Annotated in this window: 16 protein-coding genes, 2 pseudogenes and 1 other annotated feature; of the genes and pseudogenes, 4 read left to right on the top strand and 14 right to left on the bottom strand. The window is 42.9% G+C overall.

The features are described 5' to 3' along the window. Positions 1-67 precede the first annotated feature (67 nt). From ACEYJ7_RS00910 to hisG, 13 genes and pseudogenes are all read right to left on the bottom strand, one after another. A complete protein-coding gene (locus tag ACEYJ7_RS00910) occupies positions 68-820 on the bottom strand; it encodes a methylated-DNA--[protein]-cysteine S-methyltransferase (protein ID WP_373777155.1) in 753 nt (250 codons plus the stop codon). Beyond that, a complete protein-coding gene (hisF, locus tag ACEYJ7_RS00905) occupies positions 820-1,593 on the bottom strand; it encodes an imidazole glycerol phosphate synthase subunit HisF (protein WP_373777154.1) in 774 nt (257 codons plus the stop codon). The genes ACEYJ7_RS00910 and hisF overlap by 1 nt, the downstream gene beginning before the upstream one ends. After that, the gene (gene hisA / locus ACEYJ7_RS00900) at positions 1,575-2,324 is read right to left on the bottom strand and encodes a 1-(5-phosphoribosyl)-5-[(5-phosphoribosylamino)methylideneamino]imidazole-4-carboxamide isomerase (protein ID WP_373777153.1); all 750 of its coding nucleotides are present in this window, start codon (positions 2,322-2,324) and stop codon (positions 1,575-1,577) included. The genes hisF and hisA overlap by 19 nt, the downstream gene beginning before the upstream one ends. 92 nt (positions 2,325-2,416) lie before the next feature. After that, a pseudogene (locus tag ACEYJ7_RS00895) lies at positions 2,417-3,260 on the bottom strand (BRO family protein). A gap of 185 nt (positions 3,261-3,445) precedes the next feature. Continuing rightward, positions 3,446-4,036 (bottom strand): imidazole glycerol phosphate synthase subunit HisH, encoded by a 591-nt coding sequence (gene hisH / locus ACEYJ7_RS00890; protein WP_373777152.1) that lies wholly within the window; start codon positions 4,034-4,036, stop codon positions 3,446-3,448. 126 nt (positions 4,037-4,162) lie between these two features. Continuing rightward, complete coding sequence (locus tag ACEYJ7_RS00885; protein ID WP_373777151.1) at positions 4,163-5,206, bottom strand: YhcG family protein; 1,044 nt, start codon at positions 5,204-5,206, stop codon at positions 4,163-4,165. Between the two features lie 61 nt (positions 5,207-5,267). Further along, on the bottom strand, positions 5,268-6,113 hold the full coding sequence (locus tag ACEYJ7_RS00880; RefSeq protein WP_373777150.1) for a DUF817 domain-containing protein: 846 nt from the start codon (positions 6,111-6,113) through the stop codon (positions 5,268-5,270). A gap of 139 nt (positions 6,114-6,252) precedes the next feature. Continuing rightward, the gene (gene hisB, locus ACEYJ7_RS00875; RefSeq protein ID WP_373777149.1) at positions 6,253-7,341 is read right to left on the bottom strand and encodes a bifunctional histidinol-phosphatase/imidazoleglycerol-phosphate dehydratase HisB; all 1,089 of its coding nucleotides are present in this window, start codon (positions 7,339-7,341) and stop codon (positions 6,253-6,255) included. A 134-nt stretch (positions 7,342-7,475) separates the two neighbouring features. Beyond that, entirely contained in the window at positions 7,476-7,916 is a 441-nt protein-coding gene (tnpA, locus tag ACEYJ7_RS00870; protein ID WP_373777148.1) for an IS200/IS605 family transposase, read from the bottom strand. Positions 7,917-7,939: 23 nt separating this feature from the next. Beyond that, positions 7,940-8,992: a histidinol-phosphate transaminase gene (hisC, locus tag ACEYJ7_RS00865; RefSeq protein WP_373777147.1), complete on the bottom strand. Its 1,053-nt coding sequence runs from the start codon at positions 8,990-8,992 to the stop codon at positions 7,940-7,942. A 504-nt stretch (positions 8,993-9,496) separates the two neighbouring features. Then, positions 9,497-10,777: pseudogene (gene hisD, locus ACEYJ7_RS00860) on the bottom strand (histidinol dehydrogenase); the annotation flags it as partial. Positions 10,778-10,897: 120 nt separating this feature from the next. Then, the gene (locus ACEYJ7_RS00855; protein ID WP_373777146.1) at positions 10,898-11,131 is read right to left on the bottom strand and encodes a recombinase RecA; all 234 of its coding nucleotides are present in this window, start codon (positions 11,129-11,131) and stop codon (positions 10,898-10,900) included. A gap of 3 nt (positions 11,132-11,134) precedes the next feature. Next, positions 11,135-12,031 carry an ATP phosphoribosyltransferase gene (gene hisG, locus ACEYJ7_RS00850; protein ID WP_373777145.1) on the bottom strand — a complete coding sequence of 299 codons (897 nt, stop codon included), beginning with the start codon at positions 12,029-12,031 and terminating at the stop codon, positions 11,135-11,137. Positions 12,032-12,062: 31 nt separating this feature from the next. Beyond that, positions 12,063-12,191 (bottom strand) — a sequence feature (His leader region). A gap of 180 nt (positions 12,192-12,371) precedes the next feature. On the opposite strand from hisG, the gene ACEYJ7_RS00845 reads away from it, so the two are divergent. Then, positions 12,372-13,229 (top strand): phosphoribosylaminoimidazolesuccinocarboxamide synthase, encoded by an 858-nt coding sequence (locus tag ACEYJ7_RS00845; RefSeq protein WP_373777144.1) that lies wholly within the window; start codon positions 12,372-12,374, stop codon positions 13,227-13,229. Positions 13,230-13,326: 97 nt separating this feature from the next. On the opposite strand, the gene ACEYJ7_RS00840 is transcribed toward ACEYJ7_RS00845, so the two are convergent. Then, positions 13,327-14,016 (bottom strand): pirin family protein, encoded by a 690-nt coding sequence (locus tag ACEYJ7_RS00840; protein ID WP_373777143.1) that lies wholly within the window; start codon positions 14,014-14,016, stop codon positions 13,327-13,329. A gap of 209 nt (positions 14,017-14,225) precedes the next feature. Between ACEYJ7_RS00840 and ACEYJ7_RS00835 the strand changes: the two genes are divergently transcribed. From ACEYJ7_RS00835 to ACEYJ7_RS00825, 3 genes are all read left to right on the top strand, one after another. Further along, positions 14,226-14,897, top strand: a complete 672-nt coding sequence (locus ACEYJ7_RS00835) for a 7-cyano-7-deazaguanine/7-aminomethyl-7-deazaguanine transporter (protein WP_373777142.1) — start codon at positions 14,226-14,228, stop codon at positions 14,895-14,897. Between the two features lie 132 nt (positions 14,898-15,029). After that, positions 15,030-15,833 (top strand): type I methionyl aminopeptidase, encoded by an 804-nt coding sequence (gene map, locus ACEYJ7_RS00830; RefSeq protein ID WP_373777162.1) that lies wholly within the window; start codon positions 15,030-15,032, stop codon positions 15,831-15,833. A 408-nt stretch (positions 15,834-16,241) separates the two neighbouring features. Further along, on the top strand, positions 16,242-23,212 hold a 6,971-nt coding region (locus ACEYJ7_RS00825), incomplete at its 3' end, for a beta strand repeat-containing protein (protein WP_373777141.1).

Genomic DNA, 23,212 nt, shown 5'->3' with positions numbered 1-23,212 from the left:
TAAACGCACCGTATAAATTTTATAGTACGTTTACACGCACCCTACGATAACTAACGATGGAATATAATTACATAGAGGATTTTTCCAATTCTAATAAAAAACGCTTACGTTCAACTCCTCCGCCGTAACCGACTAAAGAACCATCACTACCGATTACCCGATGACAAGGAATTAAAATTGAAATTTTGTTATAACCATTCGCCGAAGCTACTGCTCTAATTGCATTTAGATTACCAATAGATTCGGCTTGTTGTTTATAGCTACTCGTTTTTCCATAAGGAATTTTTAATAACATATTCCATACATTACGCTGGAATTCAGTTCCAACAGGGTTAAGTGCCGTATTAAATATTTTTCTCTTTCCCTGAAAATATTCATCAAGTTCGGCTTGTAATTGCTTGCTGTAATTGGTTACTTGCCAAACGAAATTAGCTTTAAATTTTTTCTGTAAGGAAATTAGTTCTTTTTCAAGCATTTTTCTATCAAGAAACTCTAATAGGCAAAGTTTCTCTTGATAAAAAACAGCAACCATTTTTCCGATTTCCGTATTTATATAATCAATTATAAAGTTGGTCTGAAATTTAGGATCTTTTTGTTGCAATAAATAATTAACTCTCTTTAGCCGAATATACTTACCTAAAGAAATTCCAACATATTTTTGGAAATCTTTTTTACACGCTATTAATTCTTCTTCTGAGGTAAAAGGGTGTTCTTTATAAGACTTTGGTGGATTATGCTGAGGACTTAACCAAGAACCATAATTTTTCCATTTAGCCGGCAGAAGTGTATCAATATCAAGTATGCTTAAATCATTCATCATTAAATACGAACCTCTATATTTTCTTTCCCAAGGTACGCTTTCAACTCCCCAATATTGATAATCTGCTTATGAAACACGCTCGCCGCTAACGCACCGTCCACATTTGCGTCCACAAAGGCATCACGGAAATGCACCATTTCGCCGGCGCCGCCTGAGGCAATGAGCGGAACGTGGCAGACTTCACGCACTTTTTTCAGTTGGACTAAATCATAACCGTTGCGTACACCGTCTTGGTTCATCATATTTAGCACAATTTCGCCTGCACCACGTTTTTGCACTTCAGTAACCCAGTCAAGCAACTGCCAGTTGGTTTGGCGCGTGCGTTTTTCATCGCCTGTGTATTGATTAACCCAATATTTGCCTGTTTCTTTCTCAAACCAGCTGTCAATCCCCACCACAATGGCTTGCACACCAAAGCGATCTGCAAGGTGGGTAATCAGTTCAGGATCCGCAAGTGCGGGCGAATTAATGGAAATTTTATCCGCACCAAAGGCAAAAATCTGCTCCGCATCCTCAATAGTTTTAATCCCGCCCGCCACGCAGAATGGAATGTCGATCACTTCCGCCACACGTTCCACCCAACTTTTATCCACCGTTCTGCCGTCTGAAGAAGCGGTAATATCGTAGAAAACCAATTCGTCTGCGCCTTCTTCCGCATAGCGTTTGGCAAGCGGTACGATGTCGCCGATAATTTCATGATTGCGGAACTGCACGCCTTTGACCACTTGCCCGTCACGCACGTCTAAACAAGGGATTATCCGTTTTGCCAACATTCAATTGCCTCCGCCACATTAAATTTACCTTCCAACAACGCACGCCCGATAATCACACCGCCTACGCCCGTGCCTTTCAACGCGTCCACATCCGCCAACGAGCCGATACCGCCGGAAGAAATAAAATTGACTTCAGGGAAAGCCTCGCATACTTCGCGATATAAATCCACATTTGAGCCAGCAAGGGTGCCGTCGCGAGAAATGTCAGTGCATAGCACATATTGTAAACCGACTTCACGGAAATCGTTAATCAAGGCTTCCAATGACACACCGCTATTTTCCTGCCAACCGCTCACGGCGATCTGTTTTTCGCCTTGGTCGTTAATGTTCACGTCCAACGCTAACACAAACTTGTCCGCACCGTATTTTCGGAACCAGCCTTTGACCAATTCGGGATTTTTCACCGCTGTTGAGCCAATCACTACACGATTTGCCCCAACCGCTAATAAATCCGCCACATCTTGTTCCGAGCGGATACCGCCGCCCACTTGAATAGGGCATTTCACCGCAGCAATAATGTCGCCAATCAGCTTGGTTTGACGTTTGCTCGGATCTTTCGCCCCGGTTAAATCGACCAAATGCAACTGCTCGGCACCTTGTGCCACGTAGTCTTGAAACTGCGCAACCGGATTATCGCTATACAAGGTTTTCTGCGCATAATCCCCCTGATACAACCGCACCACTTGACCGTCAATCAAATCAAGGGCGGGGATAATAATGGATTTTTTCATGTTGTGTTTCCTGTTATCTTGCTGGCGCGAGCGTCTCACTCGTGCCTTTGTAAATTTATTCTAAAATCTGACCGCTTGAATACGTTCCGATTTTATTTTTTATTTAACTTCGCCACATTGCTGATCAAATCGGCAAAATCAATCGCTTTTTGTTGTGTGATGACCGGCTTACCGGTTTCCTTTTCCAAGCTTTCCCTCGCTACTTTTGCCACGCTACCGCCGCGTTTTGCCACGGCTCGGTTCTCTTCTAAACTGCGGATGGCTGATTTGGGTAATATCTTTGGTAGCAGCCTCCGCCAACATATTCAGCACTAATTCCGTAGTGGACATATTATCACGCAGGTTTTCTTTATTTAACCCTTTGAAATCTTTATATTCTCTTGTCGTCATACCGCTCCAAGCCTGTGTAATTTCATTGGTTAAAATCGCAAACTCTCGCCCTTGTACCACACCGTGATCCTGCCAAGCGTCCGTCAATTCTTTCCGCACTTGGATCGCTTGCAAACGTTGGTTAATCCATTCTTTGGAATAACCTTTTTTCACATAGGTTTCCAACGCACGATCAATGGTTAATTCAGGATCGATAATCTCATCAATTCGCTCTTTCCCGACTTCCGCCAACCACATTTTCAACGGCTCGGCTTTAGGGCTTGGTACGGATTGGATAATACGAAAAATGCCTTGCATATCAGTAGCATCCGTTTCTCGCATTTTTCCGTCAGGCGCTTTTAATTTCAACTGTACGATTTTTTCGTACAGTTCAATGCCGCCTTCATCATCACGAATTTTACGTTTTAAATCACTCCAATAGCGACGCGGATTGCTACTGCCGGTAAGGGCTTGCACAATATCCACTACACTAAAAAACCATTCCTCTTTTTCACTGTCCCAAACCGAGCGGATCTGATTGTTTTCAAAAAGTTTAATCTCGTTCATACCATCTCCCTTGTAAATAACTGTTATTTTATCCAGTTGATTTCTACTATCAAGACGATATAACGAATTTTTCGATCCACGTCACAAAAATAAGTCACCATGTGCTTGTCTGGGAAATGCCTTGCCAGCCCTATATTTGCAAAATATTTGTGAAATCTGACCGCTTGTAAAAGCCTGATCTACGGTTAAATATTCTCCACAAAATTCTTTAATAACTGCGCCCCATTTTTACCCGAACGCTCAGGGTGAAACTGCACGCCGTAAAAATTTTTACAGCCCAGGGCTGCGGAAAACGGCACGCCGTAATCTGCCGTGGCTATAGTGTTTTCATTCGGCAGCACCGCATAACTATGCACAAAATAGAAATGGCTGTCTTGTTCAATGCCGGCAAACAACGGATGATCTTCCTCATAACGCACACGGTTCCAGCCCATATGCGGCAACGGCAAACCAGTATTCGGAATTAGCTCCGTTTTGCCGTTCATTAGGCGCAAGGTTTCCACATTACCTTCGGTGGAAAATTCTGTCATTAGCTGCATCCCCAAACAGATCCCGAGTATCGGTTGAGTAGCGTTTTGGATGGTTTCAATCAGCTTGCGATCGTGCAGATTTTTCATCGCCGCTATCGCCGTCCCCACGCCTGGTAACAGTAATTTGTCCGCCGATTTAATCTTCGCCAAATCACGGCTAATTTCCGCTTGAATACCCAAGCGATCGAATGCAAATTTTACAGAAGACAGGTTTGCACAGCCTGTGTCGATGATGACTAAATTCATCTTATATTCCTAATTATTTTTCTATCTTTAAATTATCATTGTACAAATTTTAAAATCCATTTGTAGGGGCGAATTACATTCGCCCTGATGTTCCTACAATTGTTTTGGGGCAAATATGATTTGCCCCTACGATTTATTTTGTGTCAAATAACCCGCTCTTTGCTCTTCCACTTTCTGCTCAAAACTTTCAATCTCTTTTTGCATTTCGTCCAATAACATTTTTTCCGTTGGCAAATAAAGCTGATATTGGCTGGCGAAAATCTGTTTTTGGTTTTCAGGCAAGCTGAATTTGACTACCGCATCATTTTTATCGGCGCAGAGCAAAATACCGATAGTCGGATTTTCGTGGGGCAGTTTTTCCACACGATCAAAATAATTCACATACATCTGCAACTGCCCTAAATCTTGGTGCGTGAGTTTGTGGGTTTTAATTTCAATCACCACAAAACATTGCAGCAAGCGGTTGTAAAATACCAAATCGGCAAAAAATTCATCGCCGTCTAAATGCAGGCGTTTTTGACGTGCCACAAAAGAAAAGCCGTTGCCCAATTCCAACAGAAAATTTTGCAAATGGGTAATGATCGCTTGCTCCAAATCCTTTTCGTAATAAGCACTTTCACGACGTAACCCTAAAAACTCCAACACCATCGGATCTTTAATAATCTGCTTAGGAGCAGTCGGCACCGCCTCATTTCTCGCTACCACAAGCACGCTGGCTTTATCATTGCTTAGCAATAAACGCTCGTACAAATTGCTGTAAATCTGCCGCTCCAACTGACGCGAACTCCAGTTATTTTTCACGCTTTCTGCGATATAAAATTCACGTTTATCGGCATCATCAATACGTAGCAACATACGATATTGCGTCCAGTTCAATTGTGAACGCAGTGCGTTCACAATTGGAAAAGTACGATAAAACTGACGATACCAATTTAATTGGCGAAAAGAAAACGCACTGCCAAATTCAGGCACAAGTTGCTGAGCCAGCTTTTTGATCAAATAAGCGCCATAATCCGCGCGTTCTTGCCCTTGCTGTTCTTCTTCAAAAATCCGCTTGCCGATATGCCAATACATCAGCACCCGCTGGAAATCCACCGCGCGAATGGCCGTTTCGCGGGATTGAAGGATGATTTGTTTGATGTCGGTGGTTAAAGTATTGGTTGTGAGCATATTTTTTCCTTATCATTTCTACTTGTTACAAGCGGTCTGATTTCTACAAATTTTTGCAAAATCAATCTCTTGAAATACGAATAGTTTTTTTAATATGTTTTAAATTTGCCACAATAGTAAATGTCATCACAATTAAAAGTGACCAAGCTCCCCATTTTCCTAAATGCACTGTTGTCCATGCTCCCATTTGGTTTGGATATTGCCAGATGCCAACAAACGTTCCGATATTTTCAGCTAACCAAATAAAAAAGCCAATTAATGCAAATGCTAATAAAAGCGGCATTCTTCGCTTGTGATCGTAAGGGGTGAAATAAACATAAGTGCGTGCATATAATCCCATTGCAAATGCAGCTAAATACCAGCGATAGTCACCAATATAATGATGAGTAAAAAAATTCAAATAGATCAGTATAGCAACTAAGGTTGATAGCCAATAAGGTGGATGGCTTTTTATTTTTAAATCAAATAATCGCCACGCCTGAATAATATAACTTCCTACCGCTGCATACATAAAACCGGTAAATAATGGTACACCACCAATTTTAGTATAAGCAAAATCAGGATACGCCCAAGATTGTATACTGCTTGATGTTTTAAAATATTCCAAAATAAAACCAATAAGATGAAATAAGGTAATGGATTTTATTTCATCGAGAGTTTCTAATTTTGTCCAGAACATAATAGCTTGTACGACTAACGCAAAAATTAATAATAAATCGTAACGGGGTATATTCCAGATTCCTGCCTTAGGAATCATAAACATCGCAATAAAAAATAACCCAGCAAATAAACACGCTCTAGCTTCTTTTAAGCCAAAAAATAGAAATTCAACACAAAAACGTTGTATGCCTCTTAATTGATTATTCGTTTGATGATAAATAAGCCATTGATCTAATTTATTGAGCATTTTAGTTCCAATTTAATTCTTCTAATTTGTGTTTTTTCATTTAATTTCTCTTGAATTTATAGAACAAGCGGTCAAATTCTCCCAAAACTTTGCAAAATCCAACCGCACCTTGGGGCGAATGTAATTCGCCCCTACAACATTACAATACTCCTTTACTGCTTGGCAATTCATTCCCTTCAATGCGAATGGCTTGACGTAAAGTCCTGCCGAAGACTTTAAACAGGCTTTCGATTTTGTGGTGATCGTTAGAGCCGCAAGCTTTGATGTGCAAGGTGGCGAGCATCGTGAAAGCGATAGATTGGAAGAAATGCTCTGTCAATTCGGTGCTGAAGTCACCGACTTTATCGCGTTTGAATTCCGCGTTGAATTTGATGAAAGGTCTGCCGGATAAATCCATTGCGCATTGGGCTTGGCATTCGTCCATTGGCAGCACAAAACCGAAACGGGCGATGCCGCGCTTGTCGCCGATGGCTTGTTTTAAGGCGGTGCCGAGCGCAAGGGCGGTGTCTTCAACCGTGTGATGTTCGTCAATCCAGAGGTCGCCTTTGCACGAAATGTTCATTCTAAAACCGCCGTGGGTGGCGATTTGGTCGAGCATATGGTCGAAAAAGCCTACGCCCGTTTTGATGTCGTTCACACCCGTTTCGTCTAGCCACACTTGCACTTTGATGTCGGTCTCTTTGGTTTTACGTACCACTTCCGCATAGCGTGGTGTACGGTCGCCGATGTTTGTCACCGCTTCGCCCAGCAGTTTTTCCGCAATTAAATCCCAATTTAATTTTTCAGGGTGATATTGCAAGGCACGAATACCGAGATTTTCTGCTAACTGAACGTCTGTTGCACGGTCGCCGATGACAAAGCTGGTGGCAGGGTAGAACAATTCACGTTCAATGTATTTTTGCAACAACTTGGTTTTAGGTTTGCGACAATCGCAGTTGTCTTCAGGTTTGTGTGGGCAAATTAGTACTTCATCAAACTCAATGCCTTGCGAGCGGAATAGTTCCATCATTGCATTGTGTGGTTTGTCGAAAGTCTCTTGCGGAAATGAGCTGGTGCCTAAGCCGTCCTGATTGCTAACCATCACAAAACGGTATTTGTGTTTGAGCTTGAGCAAAGCCGGAATGACATTCGGCTCAAATTTGAGTTTTTCTAAACTGTCGATTTGAAAATCGGTTTTTGGTTCGTCAATTAGGGTGCCGTCGCGGTCGATGAAAAGGGTTGGTTGCATATTGTTTCTCCGCTATCCACCCCACACGAGCCGTGTGGGGCTATATAATCCGAGCCACGCTGTGGCTCTCATTTTTTCTAACTATCAGCCACAGCGTGGCTGAGTTTATAGAACCTAGGGCGACTCGCCCTAGGTTATAGATCTTGCTCTAAATATTCATTTACATTACCGAGCAAATTTTTCATTTCATCCATAAAATTTTGTGATTTATGATGTTCCTTCTGCTTCTTAATATAATTGATGATTGTCTCAATTTCGTGTTCACTGTAACTTAACGCACAATAACCTTTTGACCACGCATAAAAATCAGGAAAAAGTTCATTATGCTTTTCAAGCCATTTATGACTGGCATTTTTCAGCTGTTTCACAAAATCTGCTACCGCAATACTCGGATGAATTTCGACCAACAAATGCAGATGATCAGGCATACCATTTATGCGATGCAAAGTGCATTTTTGCTGTTGGCAAAAAGCCCAAATATATTGGTATAACTCTCTTTCGTTTGTCTCGTTAATTGCTGGGATACTTTGCAACGTACGAAAAACGATATGGTAGAAAAGTTTAGTATAGCTCATATATTTTCTTATACAGCCACAATCTAGACATATTTAATCGCCTCCACCACCCTCGCATTTTCTTCTTTCGTTCCCACCGTAATCCGAATACAGTTTGCCAATCCCAACGCTTTATGCTGATCCCTTAAGATAATCCCTTGATCCCACAGTGCTTTGAATACTTTTGGACCATCTTGGAATTTGACCAGCAAATAGTTGCCGTCGCTTTCAAAGACTTTTTCGACAAGCGGTAAGTTTTCGAGATTTTTTTGCAAATCGGTGCGTAGTGTTAAAACCTCTTCCACCCGTTGTTTGACTTGTTCGATACCTTGTGCGCTCAAGGCTTGAGCGGCAATATCGGCAACAGGTACGGGGAGCGGATAAGGGGCGATGACTTTTTGTAGCACGTTAATCAACTCGGCGTTGGCAAGGGTGAAACCGCAACGTAAGCCGGCAAGCGCAAAGGCTTTGGAGAGAGTGCGGATAATGGCTAAATGCGGATAATTTGGCAGTTCATTGACCATTGTCGCTTGCGGGCAGAAGTCGATATAGGCTTCGTCCACCACCACAATCGCTTTGCCTGCGGTGATTTGCAAAAGTTTGAGCAAATCCGACCGCTTAACCAGCGTACCTGTCGGGTTGTTCGGACTACACACAAACACCACTTTCACACCGTCCAAATTACGTTCGATTTCAGGTAAGTTTAGTTGAAAATCAGCGGTTAACGGCACAATTTTGAGCGCAATACCGCAGGTTTCGGCACTCACCGCATACATTCCGTAAGTCGGTGGACAATACAACACGCTGTCGGTCGGCTCGCAAAAAGCGCGGATAATCAATTCGATACTTTCATCACCGCCACGGCTAACCAGCACATTTTCAGGTGCAACGCCGGCATAGGCGGCATAACCTTCAATCACCGCTTGCGGTTGCGGTTCAGGATAGCGGTTAAAAGTGCGGTCGGTTAAATCAAAGTTTGGCGAAAGGGCATATTCATTCGCATTCAGCCACACATCCCCCGAACCACCCAAACGGCGTGCGGATTGGTATGGGGTGAGGGATTGAACGTTTTCTCTGGAGAGTTGTGAGATTGTCATATTAGTTTCCCTTTATATCTTATATTAATATCTTGATAATTTCTCATTTAGTAAATAATCAATATACTTATCTAGTTCAACATTTAGATCTAATAATTCTTTTCCTGAATTAGAATTTATGGATTCGGTTATATTTAGCATATCTTTAAAACCTTTATAGCTTGAATAAGCTTTAGATTGTAATTCATATATTTTTATATTTTTTATAACTAAGGATTTATAACTTTCAAGACCTACACCAATCTTTAATTCACAGTCTGAAATAATATTTAGATCCATACAAGTTTTAAAATTTGTATTCATTTTTTTTAGTTCTACAGCGTCCTTTAGTAGATAATCTATATTATTCATAACATGAGATTTCTGTAATTCAGATTTTGCTTGTGAAAATGTATATATTGAAAAGATAAGTGTCATTACTGTAAGTAGGTTCCCTAACCAAGGAACACTTAAAATACTTTTAAAGTCATAATACTTTTTATTATTCATCACTGAAATCTCTTTAATCTTTTCTAATCTAATGCTCACCGCCTGCTTATGCGCGTCCAATTGTTCCGCACTTGCCATCAGTTCCACCGTTTTTGCCAAGTCTTTAAATCCTTGCGGAGTGAGTTCTTGTACGGTCATTCGTTTGCTGAAATCCGCTAAACCAAGGCTGGAATAGGTGCGGGTGTAGCCGTAAGTTGGTAGTACGTGGTTAGTGCCGCTGGCGTAATCGCCCATACTTTCGGGGCTGTATGCGCCTAAGAAAATCGAGCCTGCGTTATCCAGTTGATCGAGTAACGCACGCGGATTTTCCACTTGTACCACCAAATGTTCAGGAGCGTAGGCGTTGCTGATTTGGACACATTGTTGTAAGTCTTCGGCAATAAATACTCGGCTATGCGAAAGTGCCTTACAAGCGGTCTCTTTACGCGGTAATGTTGCAAGTTGGCGTTCGATGGCTTGTTCGGTGGCTTGGGCAAGTTCAAGGCTATCAGTGACCAAAATCACTTGGCTGTCGGCACCGTGTTCCGCTTGGGAAAGCAAGTCGCTGGCGACAAAATCAGGATCGGCAAATTGATCGGCTAACACCAACACTTCCGAAGGCCCTGCCGGCATATCAATGGCGGCACCGTTGAGTTGTTGGCTGACTTGGCGTTTGGCTTCGGTGACAAAAGCGTTGCCCGGTCCGAAGATTTTGTCTACTTTTGCTACCGTTTCCGTGCCGAATGCCATTGCGGTAATCGCTTGCGCCCCCCCTACGGCGTAAATAGTTTCGACGCCACACAAATTGGCAGTATAGAGAATTTCATCGGCAATCGGCGGTGGTGTACAGAGTACCACTTTCTTACATCCCGCAATTTTGGCGGGAATAGCGAGCATCAATACCGTTGAAAACAGTGGCGCCGAACCACCGGGGATATACAGACCGACCCGTTGAATCGGTCGAGTCAGCACTTGGCAACGCACGCCTGCTTGGGTTTCCACATCCACGGCTTGCGGTTTTTGCGCCTCGTGGAAGGTATTGATATTGCGATAGGCATTTTGAATCGCCTGTTTGAGTTCATCTGAAATGCGTTTTGTCGCTTGTTCGATCTGCTCTTTTGATACTACAAGGCTATCAAGTTCGGTTTTATCGAATTTCGCCGTCAGTTCAAATAACGCTTTATCGCCTTCGTTTTTCACTAAATTCACGATATTTTCCACCGCACTTTTGATGTCGCTTGATGCGGAAATTGCCGGGCGGGTAAGAGCTTGTTGTTTTTCCGTTTCGGTTAAATTGTTCCAAATTAGGGTTTGCATATGTTTTCCTTTTTCTATCGCTGGCGCGAGCGTCCCGCTCGTGCCGATAATTTGCAAAAATTTGCGGAAATCTGACCGCTTGTACTTTTATGGATCGAGAGGAACTATCACACAGGGGCTTTACTGTGCTTTTGCCCACGCTATCGCCGCTTCTATCGCTTTTCTGGCTTGCGGACTATTCCGCCAGCAGGTTGATCCTGTTATCTCTGAACCAAGCTGTAAAATAAATTCAGGATTGGCATTTGCCAGTCGCGATACATCATCCAAGCCCATTTCTTGCAGGCGTTGTAAGATAGTCGGTCCGATTCCTTTTTGTGCAAGCAAAGATTGTTTTTCTATTTCAGTAAATGCCATTTTTTACTCCATCATCTTCTCGATCGGTAACACCAAAATCGAACTTGCGCCGATTTCTTTCAGTTTTTCCATCGTTTCCCAGAACAAGTTCTCTTGGCTGACCACGTGCATGGCGACCTTGGAATCATCGTGCGCCAACGGCAAAATTGTTGGGTTTTCGACGCCCGGTAGCAATGCGGTGATTTCTTCGAGTTTGTCTTTCGGGGCGTGGAGCATAATGTATTTGGATTCGGCGGCTTGTTGTACACCTTGAATGCGGGTTAGCAGTTTATCCACAAGGGCTTGTTTGTCGGCGCTCAACGGTTCGGCGCGTTGAATCAGGCAAGCTTTGGATTGATAAATCACTTCGACTTCTTTTAAACCGTTTGCCTCAAGGGTGGCACCTGACGAAACTAAGTCGCAAATGGCGGTGGCAAGTCCTGCACTTGGCGCAACTTCCACCGAACCGTTGAGCAAACAATTTTTAAACGGTACGCCTTGTTCCGCCATATAACGTTTGAGTAAGTTCGGGTAAGAGGTGGCAATACGGGCGTCTTTCAAATCTTGTACGCCGTTGTAGGTGCGATCGCGATCAATCGCTAGCGACAAGCGGCAACCGCCAAAATCTAAGGTACGGAGTTTTTTATATTCGACCGGTTCACCGGCATGTAAACGCCCTAATTCTTCTTCTTCCAACACGTTCTCGCCGATAATACCGAGATCGACCACGCCGTCAAACACCAGCCCCGGGATATCGTCATCACGCACGCGTAAAATTTCAATCGGCAGATTTTCGGAATAGGCGATCAAACGCTGTTCGTTCCAGGTGATTTTCACGCCGCATTGTTTGAGTAATTCGCTGCAATCTTTGCTTAAACGCCCTTTTTTCTGTAACGCGATGCGAAGTCTGTTGTCCGACATAGTGTGTTCCTTCTATTTTGTATTTTGAATAACGAAAAACCCCTCGAAAGTTGCCTTCCGAGGGGTTGTGAATTCTTTAGTCGCTTAATTCGCTCTCGGAAGTTTATCTTCCGAACACGCCAAATGCCCGAAAGATTAGTCGGTCAAATGGTGATGATGGTGAGTGCGAATAAAGGTCATAAGTTAACTCCAAAAATGAATTGGTGTGGAAGATACGCCAAAAAAATGAGAATGACAAGTCTTTTTTGTTCGAAAGATAAATTATTTTTATGACAAATAGCAAACGTTTGCGCAAGTTGTTATAATTTGCCCGTTTTATTCAATCTACAGGAATCCAGCCATGCAAATCAGCCTTAAAAAAATCTATTCGGGCAAAGTCCGTGACCTTTATGAAATTGATGATAAACGTATGTTAATGGTCGCAACCGACCGCCTGTCCGCTTTTGATGTGATCTTAGACGATCCGATTCCGCGCAAAGGGGAAATTTTGACTCAAATTTCCAATTTTTGGTTTGATAAACTGGCACACATTATGCCGAATCACTTTACCGGTGATTCAGTCTTTGACGTGCTACCTAAAGAAGAAGCCGAAGCGATTCAATACCGAGCGGTCGTGTGTAAGCGTTTAACCCCTGTTAAAATTGAGTCGATTGTTCGTGGCTACTTAACAGGCAGCGGCTTAAAAGATTACCAAAAAACAGGCACAATTTGTGGTCTTGAATTACCAGAAGGTTTAGTTGAAGCAAGCAAGCTACCTGAGCCGATTTTTACGCCGTCAAGCAAAGCGGAAGTGGGCGATCACGATATCAATATCAGTTACGCCGAATGTGAACGCCAAATCGGCGTAGAGCTTGCGGCAAAAGTGCGTGATGCTGCAATTGCGTTGTATAAAGAAGCGGCAGATTATGCCTTAACAAAAGGCATTATTATCTGTGACACCAAATTTGAATTTGGTTTAGATGAAAATGGCGTATTAACATTAATGGATGAAGTATTAACCCCAGATTCAAGCCGTTTTTGGTCGGTTGAGACTTACAAAGAAGGCACCAATCCGCCGTCATTTGATAAACAGTTTATTCGTGATTGGTTGGAAAACAGCGGTTGGAACAAACAAGCCCCGGCGCCTAAAGTGCCTGCCGATGTCATTGAAAAAACCGTCGCCAAATATCAAGAAGCGTTGGATTTGTTGACAAAATAAGATCACTTTTTCCAAATTTATATCGATTACAAGCGGTGACTTTTCACCGCTTTTTTGCAAAAATGTGGGCGTTGCTTTTTCGATAAGCCGATTTGCATTACACTAAATCAAACAGCAAAAATTCCACTTCACTTTGTGTCGCAACGCTTAGCAACTCTTCTTGGCGGATAGCCAGTGCATCACTGGTTTTTAATTTCACGCCGTTTACCGTTAAATTGCCTTTCACGACTTGTAGCCAATAATTGCGCTGATTATCTAGATTTATCGTTTCATCTTTGTTAGCGGTGTATTGATAACGCCACAATTTCATATTTTGATAAATTTTGAATGACCCCTCGTCGGCATTTGGAGAAAGGATTAACGTCGCTCCTTCTTTATCTGCAAATTTATCTTGTGCATAGCGCGGCGTAATTCCTTTTTGATTCGGGATAATCCAGATTTGATATAAATGTAATTTTTGGTCAGGATTCGGGTTAACTTCCGAATGGTAAATTCCCGAACCTGCGGACATAATCTGAAATTCGCCGGCACGCACTTCCGTTTCATTACCCATGCTGTCTTTATGGGCGACACTGCCGCTTAATACATAAGTCAAAATTTCCATATCGTTATGGGGATGTTTTCCAAAACCATGACCGCCCGCGATAAAATCTTCGTTAATCACCCGTAAATGGGAAAAATGAATATGTCTCGGGTCGTAATAGTTGGCGAATGAAAAGGTGTGGTAGCTCTCTAACCAATCGAATGAACCATTGCCACGTTCTTCGGCTTTGCGTAGCTGTAACATAATAATACCTCTTTAATTTTGAATTGATGATGCGTAGTGTAGCGCCTCTATTTATTAAATAAAGTACGGTTTGGTAGAATAATTATCCACTTAGAGTAGAGAATTAAATAATGGCTTGCTTTTTTATCTGTGGGCAGTATTATTCCGCCCCTCTTTACACCATTGGGTTCCCTAACCCCAATTAACGTTACACAATAAAAAGGAACAATATGAACTCTCTTTCGTACTTTTCTGACGAGCAGAAGCGCCGCTCGTTACTATTACTTTCCCTTTTCCACATTTTTATTATTACTATCAGTAACTATCTTGTACAAATTACTTTTGAAATTAAGCTGCCGTTTACCGATAGTACGATCCCGACCACATGGGGAACTTTCACCTTTCCGTTTATTTTTTTAGCAACAGATTTAACCGTACGCGTATTTGGCGCCGAGTTGGCACGTAAAATTATTTTTGTGGTGATGCTGCCGGCATTATTGGTGAGCTACATTATTTCGGTCATTTTCTTTGAAGGACAATTTCAAGGTTTGGCGACTTTATCAGAATTCAATCTTTTTGTATTTCGTATCGCCTTAGCCAGTTTTTCGGGTTATGTGGTCGGGCAGTTAATGGACATTTTTGTCTTCAATCGATTACGCCAATCACCGAAATGGTGGCTTGCGCCGTCAAGCTCGATGATTTTCGGTAGCCTTATAGATACCTTTGTTTTTTTCGCCGTTGCGTTCTATAAAAGTAGCGATGAGTATTTGGCGGAACATTGGTTTACGATTGCGACCGTTGATTATGCCTTTAAAATCTTCGTCAGCCTGTTATTGTTTTTGCCGTTATACGGCGTAATGCTGAACTATTTGATTCAGAAGTTAAGATTAGCGGTGAAGTAATGTTTACAAGCGGTCGGAATCGGCAAAAAATTTGCAAATTTTCCTTAAAAACAGACCGCTTGTTTGGCTACCGTGAATTCTCCCGTTAAAAAAGGTATAATCCGACAACGTTATGCAAATCAGAGAGAGAAAATGAAAAATATTCCGATTAGAACCGAAGATGAAATAGTCAAATTGCGTGAGGCGTGCAAAATTGCCTCTGATATTTTGGTGATGATTGAGCCTTATGTGAAAGAAGGCGTGACCACCGGTGAGTTAGATCGTATTTGTCACGACTATATCAACCAACAGCAAGTGATCCCTGCTTGCTTAGGTTATCACGGCTACCCGAATGCGACGTGCATTTCATTAAATGAGGTTGTTTGTCACGGCATTCCGAGTCCGGATAAAAAACTGAAAAAAGGTGATATTTTGAATATTGATGTGACCGTGATTAAAGACGGCTACTTCGGCGATAACTCTAAAATGTATGTTGTGGGTGAACCGAGCGTGAAAGATAAGCGCTTGATCGAAGTGACGCAGGAAGCGCTTTACATTGCATTACGAGCGGTAAAACCCGGTATTCGTTTAAATCAAATCGGCAAAGTCATTCAGCAATATGTGGAAAAAGAAGGTTTTTCCGTTGTGCGCGAATATTGTGGACATGGCATCGGCGATCAGTTCCATAGTGATCCGCAAGTGCTGCATTATTATGCCGACGATGAAGGGGTAATTTTGCAGGAGGGCATGGTGTTTACCATAGAACCGATGATCAATGCCGGTAAAAAAGAAATCCGCTTGATGGGCGACGGTTGGACGGTGAAAACCAAAGATCGCAGTCATTCTGCACAATTTGAACATCAGATCGTGATCACGAAAGATGGTTGTGAAATTTTGACAATCCGTGATGAAGAGATCGCTTCAGGGCGTATTCAGCGACAAATGCATAACGGTTAGTTTGTAAGAATTTTTTATTGAAATAACCCCCGCCTTTACTATTGTAAAGGCGGGGTTATTTTTAGATACAGGTTATTTCCTCTCTTTCTATCTTTTCTTTACATTTTCTTGAAATTCATTGCGTTGTGATGTTTTAGATATCATGTATGGCACATATATTGTTATGTTCTAACATAGATTGCACAAAATTGCTATAATAAAATTTAAATTACAAACATTACTTTGCGTTGAGTTTTTGGTAAAAATAGGTAAAATTTAGTCATTAAAATGTATCTTATTCTTTGTTGTTGTTTTTGTTAATGGTATGTGAGATATGTTTTACGTAAGCAAACTGATGACCAGCAGGTGATAAAGTAGGATGAAGTTAACTACAGATAGCATTGAGCGGTTTTATCTTAGGAGAATGTAATGAATAAAATTTATAAAGTAATTTGGAATGCCGCCACAGGGACTTTTGTTGTCGTATCCGAACTTTCCAAATCAAAAACAAAGACGAAATCAAAACAATTAAATACTGTTAAAACAACATTGTTTACTGTCTCTGCTCTGGCAAGTGCCGTTTTAGGCGCCGGTCAAGCGATAGCGGCGGTAGCTGTCGGTTCTAACGATTCGAATAATTTTGCAATTACTACCGGTGCCGTTGCTTCCGGGACGAATTCCGTAGCCGTAGGTGAAAATTCAAACTCTTCCGGAAATGAAGCGACGGCAGTTGGTACATCAGCAAATGCGTCAGGTTACCAATCTACTGCATTGGGTATGTTATCAAATGCAACAATGAATCAGGCAACGGCTATTGGTGCAAAATCAAATGCAACGGGAATTCAATCAACGGCATTGGGTGTAAGTGCAAATGCAACAGGCAATCAAGCCATAGCATTAGGTTCTAATGCGAGTGCATCTAATAGCCAATCAATGGCTCTAGGTGTAAATGCCAATGCGACAGGGGATCAATCCACTGCAATAGGGAGCAATGCAGTGGTAAATTCAGTAAAAGGTATTGCGATTGGCTACAATGCGAATGCGACGGGCGGCCAAACGGCTAATATTGCAATCGGTGAAAATACAACGGCAGGTGCTAGTGGTGCAGTTGTTCTTGGTATAAATGCGAGTGCGGATAGTGATAGTTATAGTGCTATCTCTATTGGTACCAACGCAACAACACAGTTTAAAGATGCGGTTGCGATTGGTACGAATACTATCGCAAAAGAAGCCAGCAGTATTGCTATTGGCTCAAATACTAAAGCAAACGATAAATCGCAAGCGGTCGCAATTGGTTATACAGCAAATTCATCAGGTTACCAAGCTGTTGCTTTAGGTTCTAATGCAAGTACGGCAACTAATGCGGGTTCTTCATTAGCATTTGGAACAAATGCCACAACTAGAGCGGCAAATTCTATTGCAATAGGTCGTGATGCTGAAACAGGTCTTAGTAGTGGTACGGTTACAGATGGTGCGCATGCCGTGGCGATTGGTATAAATGCAAAAGCACAAAAAATAAACAGTATTGCAATTGGTAATGGATCTACTGTAACGAATGAAAATGCAACGGCAATTGGTGTATCTTCAGTTGCTTCTGGTATTCAGGCAACCGCTTTGGGAGCATTATCGAATGCTGAAGCTGATCAGTCGGTAGCAATCGGTCGTGGAGCTAAAACGAACTCAACAGTGGCCGCTGACGGTGCAAGATCTGGTGGCGGTATTGCGATTGGTAGAGATGCTAATGCCAGCGGTGCCGGTGCGAATGCAATGGGTATTAATGCCGTTGCCGTTTCTCACGGTATTGCTATCGGTACAAATGCAAACGTAGCGGGTGCAAGTTCTATCAGTATTGGTACAGGCAGTAATTCTTCCGGTATCAACTCGGTTTCCGTAGGGGCAAGAGCAAAATCACTGGGTGACAATACGGTTGCCGTCGGTCAAGCCTCGAATGCTTCGGGTAAATCAGCCGTTGCGGTGGGTGATGGCGCAAATTCAAGTAATAACCAAACGGTCGCGGTTGGTACAAGTAGTAAAGCGAGTGCACAAGGGGCGACCGCATTCGGTGATTCCACTAATGCTTCGGGAATAAACAGCTTGGCATTGGGTATTGCTTCTAAAGCAAGCCAAGAAAATACGGTATCGATTGGTGCTTCAGCCGATGCAAGTAAAGCAAATGCTATTGCTCTAGGTGCTGCATCAACGACTTTAACAGATGCAACTAAAGAGACACAAGCAATCATAGGGGGGATCACTTATGATGGATTTGCAACTCGGGCTACGGTAGCTACCGGGGATCAAGTTTCTGTCGGTGCAGCGGGGAGTGAGCGCCAAATTAAACATGTTGCAGCCGGTAATATTAGTGAAACGTCAACCGATGCAATTAATGGTTCTCAGCTTTATATTATCGCAAAAGGGTTGCAGGAAAAACTGACCCATTTTTATAGCGTTAATAACATAAATTCAGCATCGGGTAACTACAATAATGATGGCGCGACGGGTGTTGATGCATTGGCTGCCGGTGTAGGTACTGTTGCAGCCGGCGAAGAAGCCAGTGCAGTCGGTAAATCGGCAAATGCTTCAGGAAACTTCTCTGTCGCATTTGGTAATACTGCAAAAGCATTAAATAGAAATTCTGTCGCAATCGGTAGCAACGCAAATTCATCCAATGATTATGCTATTGCTATCGGTTTGGATACGGTTTCATCAGGGAATGGTGGTGTAGCTATCGGTTCCGGTTCATCATCAACTCAAGATAAAGCCGTTGCATTAGGAAATGATGCTAAAGCACAGCAAGCCAATGCAACCGCAATTGGTGCTAATGCTAAGGCATTAAATACAAACGCAACTGCACTGGGGGCGTTGGCAAATGCTTCGGGTATTTCTGCTATTGCCGTTGGTGAAAATGCCAACGCAAATTCCACACACAGTATTGCTATTGGTAGAACGGCAACGGTGAATGAGCGTCAAGATGGTATTGCAATAGGTACAAATGTGGTATCTGGGCTGGTGGCTAATGATAGTGTATATAGTGTTGCGGGGGCGTCAAGAACCGGAGACGGTACCGATAGGTTAAAATCGAGTGTAGCTATTGGCTATAACGCTAAAGCTTTAGGTGATGAATCCGTTTCATTAGGTATCAATACACATGCCGTAGGTAATTCTGCAGTTGCCATCGGTGAAAGTGCCAAAGCTTTATCATTAGATAATATTGCAATTGGTAACGATGCATTAACTGGTTTAGGTACAAATGAAACGGCTATCGGTTCTTATTCCAGAGCAGCCGGCGGATATTCTACGGCAATCGGTACCCGTGCGGCGGCAACTGGGATACAGTCCGTCGCCGTTGGTGGTACATCAGCATATGCCAAAGGACAACAAGCCGCAGCATTAAATGCTTATGCTTATGCAGGGGCGAAAGCCAGTAATGCATTGGGTTATCACACTGTGGTGACCAATAATGCCCATAGTAGTACGGCATTAGGGACCGCTTCGGTTGTCAGTGGTGCTTATTCAGGCGTATGGAATGCTTCCATTCATAAAAATGCGGCCCAATACGTTGATACGGATCGCAGCTTTGTCGGTGGCAATGCGAGTTATGCCATTGGTAACCAAAATATTATCGGTAATACGTCTTCAGATACTTTTATTTTAGGTAATAACGTTAAATTAGGGGCGTCAGCCGCTACATTAAACACGGCAAATATCACAGGAACACAAAATAATATTTCAACACGAGATCATACTGGGGTTGTTTATTCCGGCGTAACGAATGTAACGGGTGCCGTGGCGTTAGGTAGTAATACCGGTGTCAGTGTTGCTAAAGGTGTTGCGTTGGGCTATGACAGTAAAGCAACAACGGATAAAGGTGTGGCAGGCTATGATCCATTAACTCAAGCTTCTTCTTCAGATACATCAGCTACCTGGAAATCTACAAGTGGCGCAGTTGCAGTCGGCGATGTGGCAAGTTCTATTACACGTCAAATTACCGGCGTGGCAGCAGGTACGGCGGATACGGATGCCGTTAACGTTGCTCAACTTAAAGCAATCAGCAGCTCTGCTCCTCAAGGAATGAATGTTGGTGCAGATCAAGGTGTCGTTAACAAGGATACTAACTTGGTACAACATCAATTCAGTAAGGCTTTATCGATTCTTGCCGGAAATGCGACATTTGATGAGACTTCTTCTACTAACTTATTGACGACGGTGTTACAAAGCGAAGCAGGAAATACTGATATCGTTATTCGTATGAAGGATATTCCGACATTCAAAGGTATAACATTAACGAACGGTTCAAACACTACGTCATTAACAACAACGACTGATGGATTAGATGTTGGTGGCGATAAAGTCACCAATATCGCAAACGGTACGGCGGATAGTGATGCGGTTAACCTTGCACAGTTGAATGCAACCAATGCGAATGTAACGAACGTGACCAATAACGTTACGACCTTACAAACAGAAGTTGCAAAAGGCTGGAATATTACGACGGCACAAACCGGCACGGGTAATGTGAGTGGTAAGTTGGACGATCAAATCAATATGGGCGAAACGGTGACGATTGAAGCCGGTAATAATATCAACATTACCCAATCGGCAAATAAAGTCAGTATTGCGACATCAATGGACCCGAATTTCACCACGGTGACGGCAACGAACAAAATTGCGATCGGCACAAACGGTCCGTCACTCAGTACAACAGGTATTGATGCGGCAAACCAAAAAATCACTAACGTATCTAGCGCCGTAAATGACGGTGACGCAGTGAACTACGGTCAATTAAACAGTACCTTGGCCGCATCAAAATGGACGCTAAAAACTTCGCAAGATAACGCAGGAGAAGCACAGGTTGGCGAGATTAATCCGAATGATAGCGTCACAATTGACGGTACGGGGTTAGTCAAAGTTACTCATACGACGGAAGCGAGTAATGTAAACAAAATTCATATAGGTATTGAAACACAAGCGGTCAGTTCCGAGGATGGAATTGCAAAATTAAACGGTAATTCAGCGGTTAATGGTACAACAACAGGTACGCAGAACGGCAATGCGTTGGTATCGGCAAATGATTTAATCAATGCCGTTAATAGTGCATCTTGGACGTTAAAAGAAAAAGGTACAGAGAAAGACCAAGTAAAAGCCGGTGATGTTGTCGACTTTATTGATGGTACGGGTACACGAGTGACGGTAACCACGACAAACAATAACGTATCAACCGTAAAATTCGATGTTAATATTAGTGATATTTCATCCTCTGTTGCCTTTAGTACAGCGACAAATACTACTACGGCAACCGATAGTAATAAGCTGGCAACTGCAGGCGATGTGGCGAATGTGGCAAACAATATATCGACTTATTTGATCGATAAAGGCTTTGCCCTTGTCGGCAATAAAGGCGGAGCAGTCAGTAAAAAATTGGGTGAGCAAGTCACGGTGAAAGGCACATTGGCGGATGCAACGGATGCGTCGGCGGAGAATATCCGTGTGGATAATGATAACGGTGAATTAGTGATTAAACTCGCCGAAGCGCCAACGTTTAAATCGATTAATCTCAAAGACGCTACAAACGGAACAACTTTAACAACAACGGCTGAAGGATTAAATGTCGGTGGAGATAAAATCACTAACGTAGCAAACGGTACACAAGATAGTGATGCGGTTAACCTTGCACAGTTGAATGCAACCAATACGAATGTAACGAACGTGACCAACAATGTCACTACGTTGCAAACGGATATGGCAGCGGCGAAAAACAATATTACAACGTTACAAACGGATGTGGCAAAAGGCTGGAATATCACGACGGCACAAACCGGCACGGGTAATGTGAGCGGTAAGTTGGACGATCAAATCAATATGGGCGAAACGGTGACGATTGAAGCCGGTAATAATATCAACATTACCCAATCGGCAGGCAAAGTCAGTATTGCGACGTCAATGGACCCGAATTTCACCACGGTGACGGCAACGGACAAAATTGCGATCGGCACAAACGGTCCGTCACTCAGTACGGCAGGAATTGATGCGGCGAATACGGTGATCAGTAATGTCACGAATGCCACGGTGAATGCTACCAGCAAAGATGCGGTAAACGGCAGTCAATTATATGCATTAGCCAACAGCACGGCGGCGGCATTGGGCGGTGGTTCATCGGTGAACAGTGACGGTACGGTAACGGCACCGAGCTTTAGCATTACCGATCCGACAAGCAATACTGTAACAAACTATAATAATGTCGGCGGGGCACTAACGGCGTTAAATACGGCGATTAACCAACCGTTGACTTTTGCGGGTAACAATGGTTCGACGACACAAAAACTCGGATCTACCTTAAATATTTCGGGTAGTTTGGCTTCGGGCGGTTCAAGTAAAAATATCCGTACTAACGTCACGGCGGGTAAAGTAGAAATCTTGTTGTCCGAAAATCCGGAATTCAACAGCCTTAACTTAACAAGTAACGGCAATAGTGTGACCTTTACTCCGACGGCAGAGGGTGTACAAGTTGCGAAAACGGACGGTTCGGCAGCGAAAATCAGTAACGTTGCAAACGGAACGGCGGATAGTGATGCGGTTAACCTTTCACAATTGAATGCAAAAGTGGCGAATTCCGCGTGGAAACTTGAAGGTAATGGTTCAGAAGTTGCAACCGTAAGAGCCGGTGATGCAGTAAATATCGTTAGCGGTGCAGGCACGACTGCCGTAGTTAACATGAATGGCAGCAAACCAACAATTACCTTTAATGTGAACAATACATCATTGGCTACGGATTCTGCGGGGAAAGTGACGGCTCCGACAGGAGATGAAGCGGATAAATTCGTGAAAGCGGGTGATTTAGCGACCATCTTAAATACAGTTGCTTGGAATGTAACGGCTGCAGACGGTGACGGTGAATTAGACGGTGTTGCAACGGAAGAACAGATTACTGCGGGTGATAAAGTCACTTATACGGCAGGTAAAAATATTAAAGTAAAACAAAACGGTGCAGAATTTACACTCTCAACTACCGACAATGTTAGCTTTGATACTGTCAATGCAACTAAGATAGTGATTGGTAATCCGAACGGAGATAATACCGTATTAAGCTCAACAGTAACTGGTTTAGATGTTGGCGGAGATAAAATCACCAATATCGCAAACGGTACGGCGGATAGTGATGCGGTTAACCTTGCACAGTTGAATGCAACCAATGCGAATGTAACGAACGTGACCAATAATGTTACGACTTTACAAACAGAAGTTGCAAAAGGCTGGAATATTACGACGGCACAAACCGGCACGGGTAATGTGAGCGGTACGTTGAACGATCAAATCAATATGGGCGAAACGGTGACGATTGAAGCCGGTAATAATATCAACATTACCCAATCGGCAGGCAAAGTCAGTATTGCGACGTCAATGGA

Origin of the sequence: Glaesserella sp., from assembly GCF_041814905.1 — a bacterium.
GTDB lineage: Bacteria > Pseudomonadota > Gammaproteobacteria > Enterobacterales > Pasteurellaceae > Glaesserella.
The sequence above is the reverse complement of the archived record's forward strand: the minus strand, read 5'-3'. Positions and strand labels throughout refer to the sequence as shown.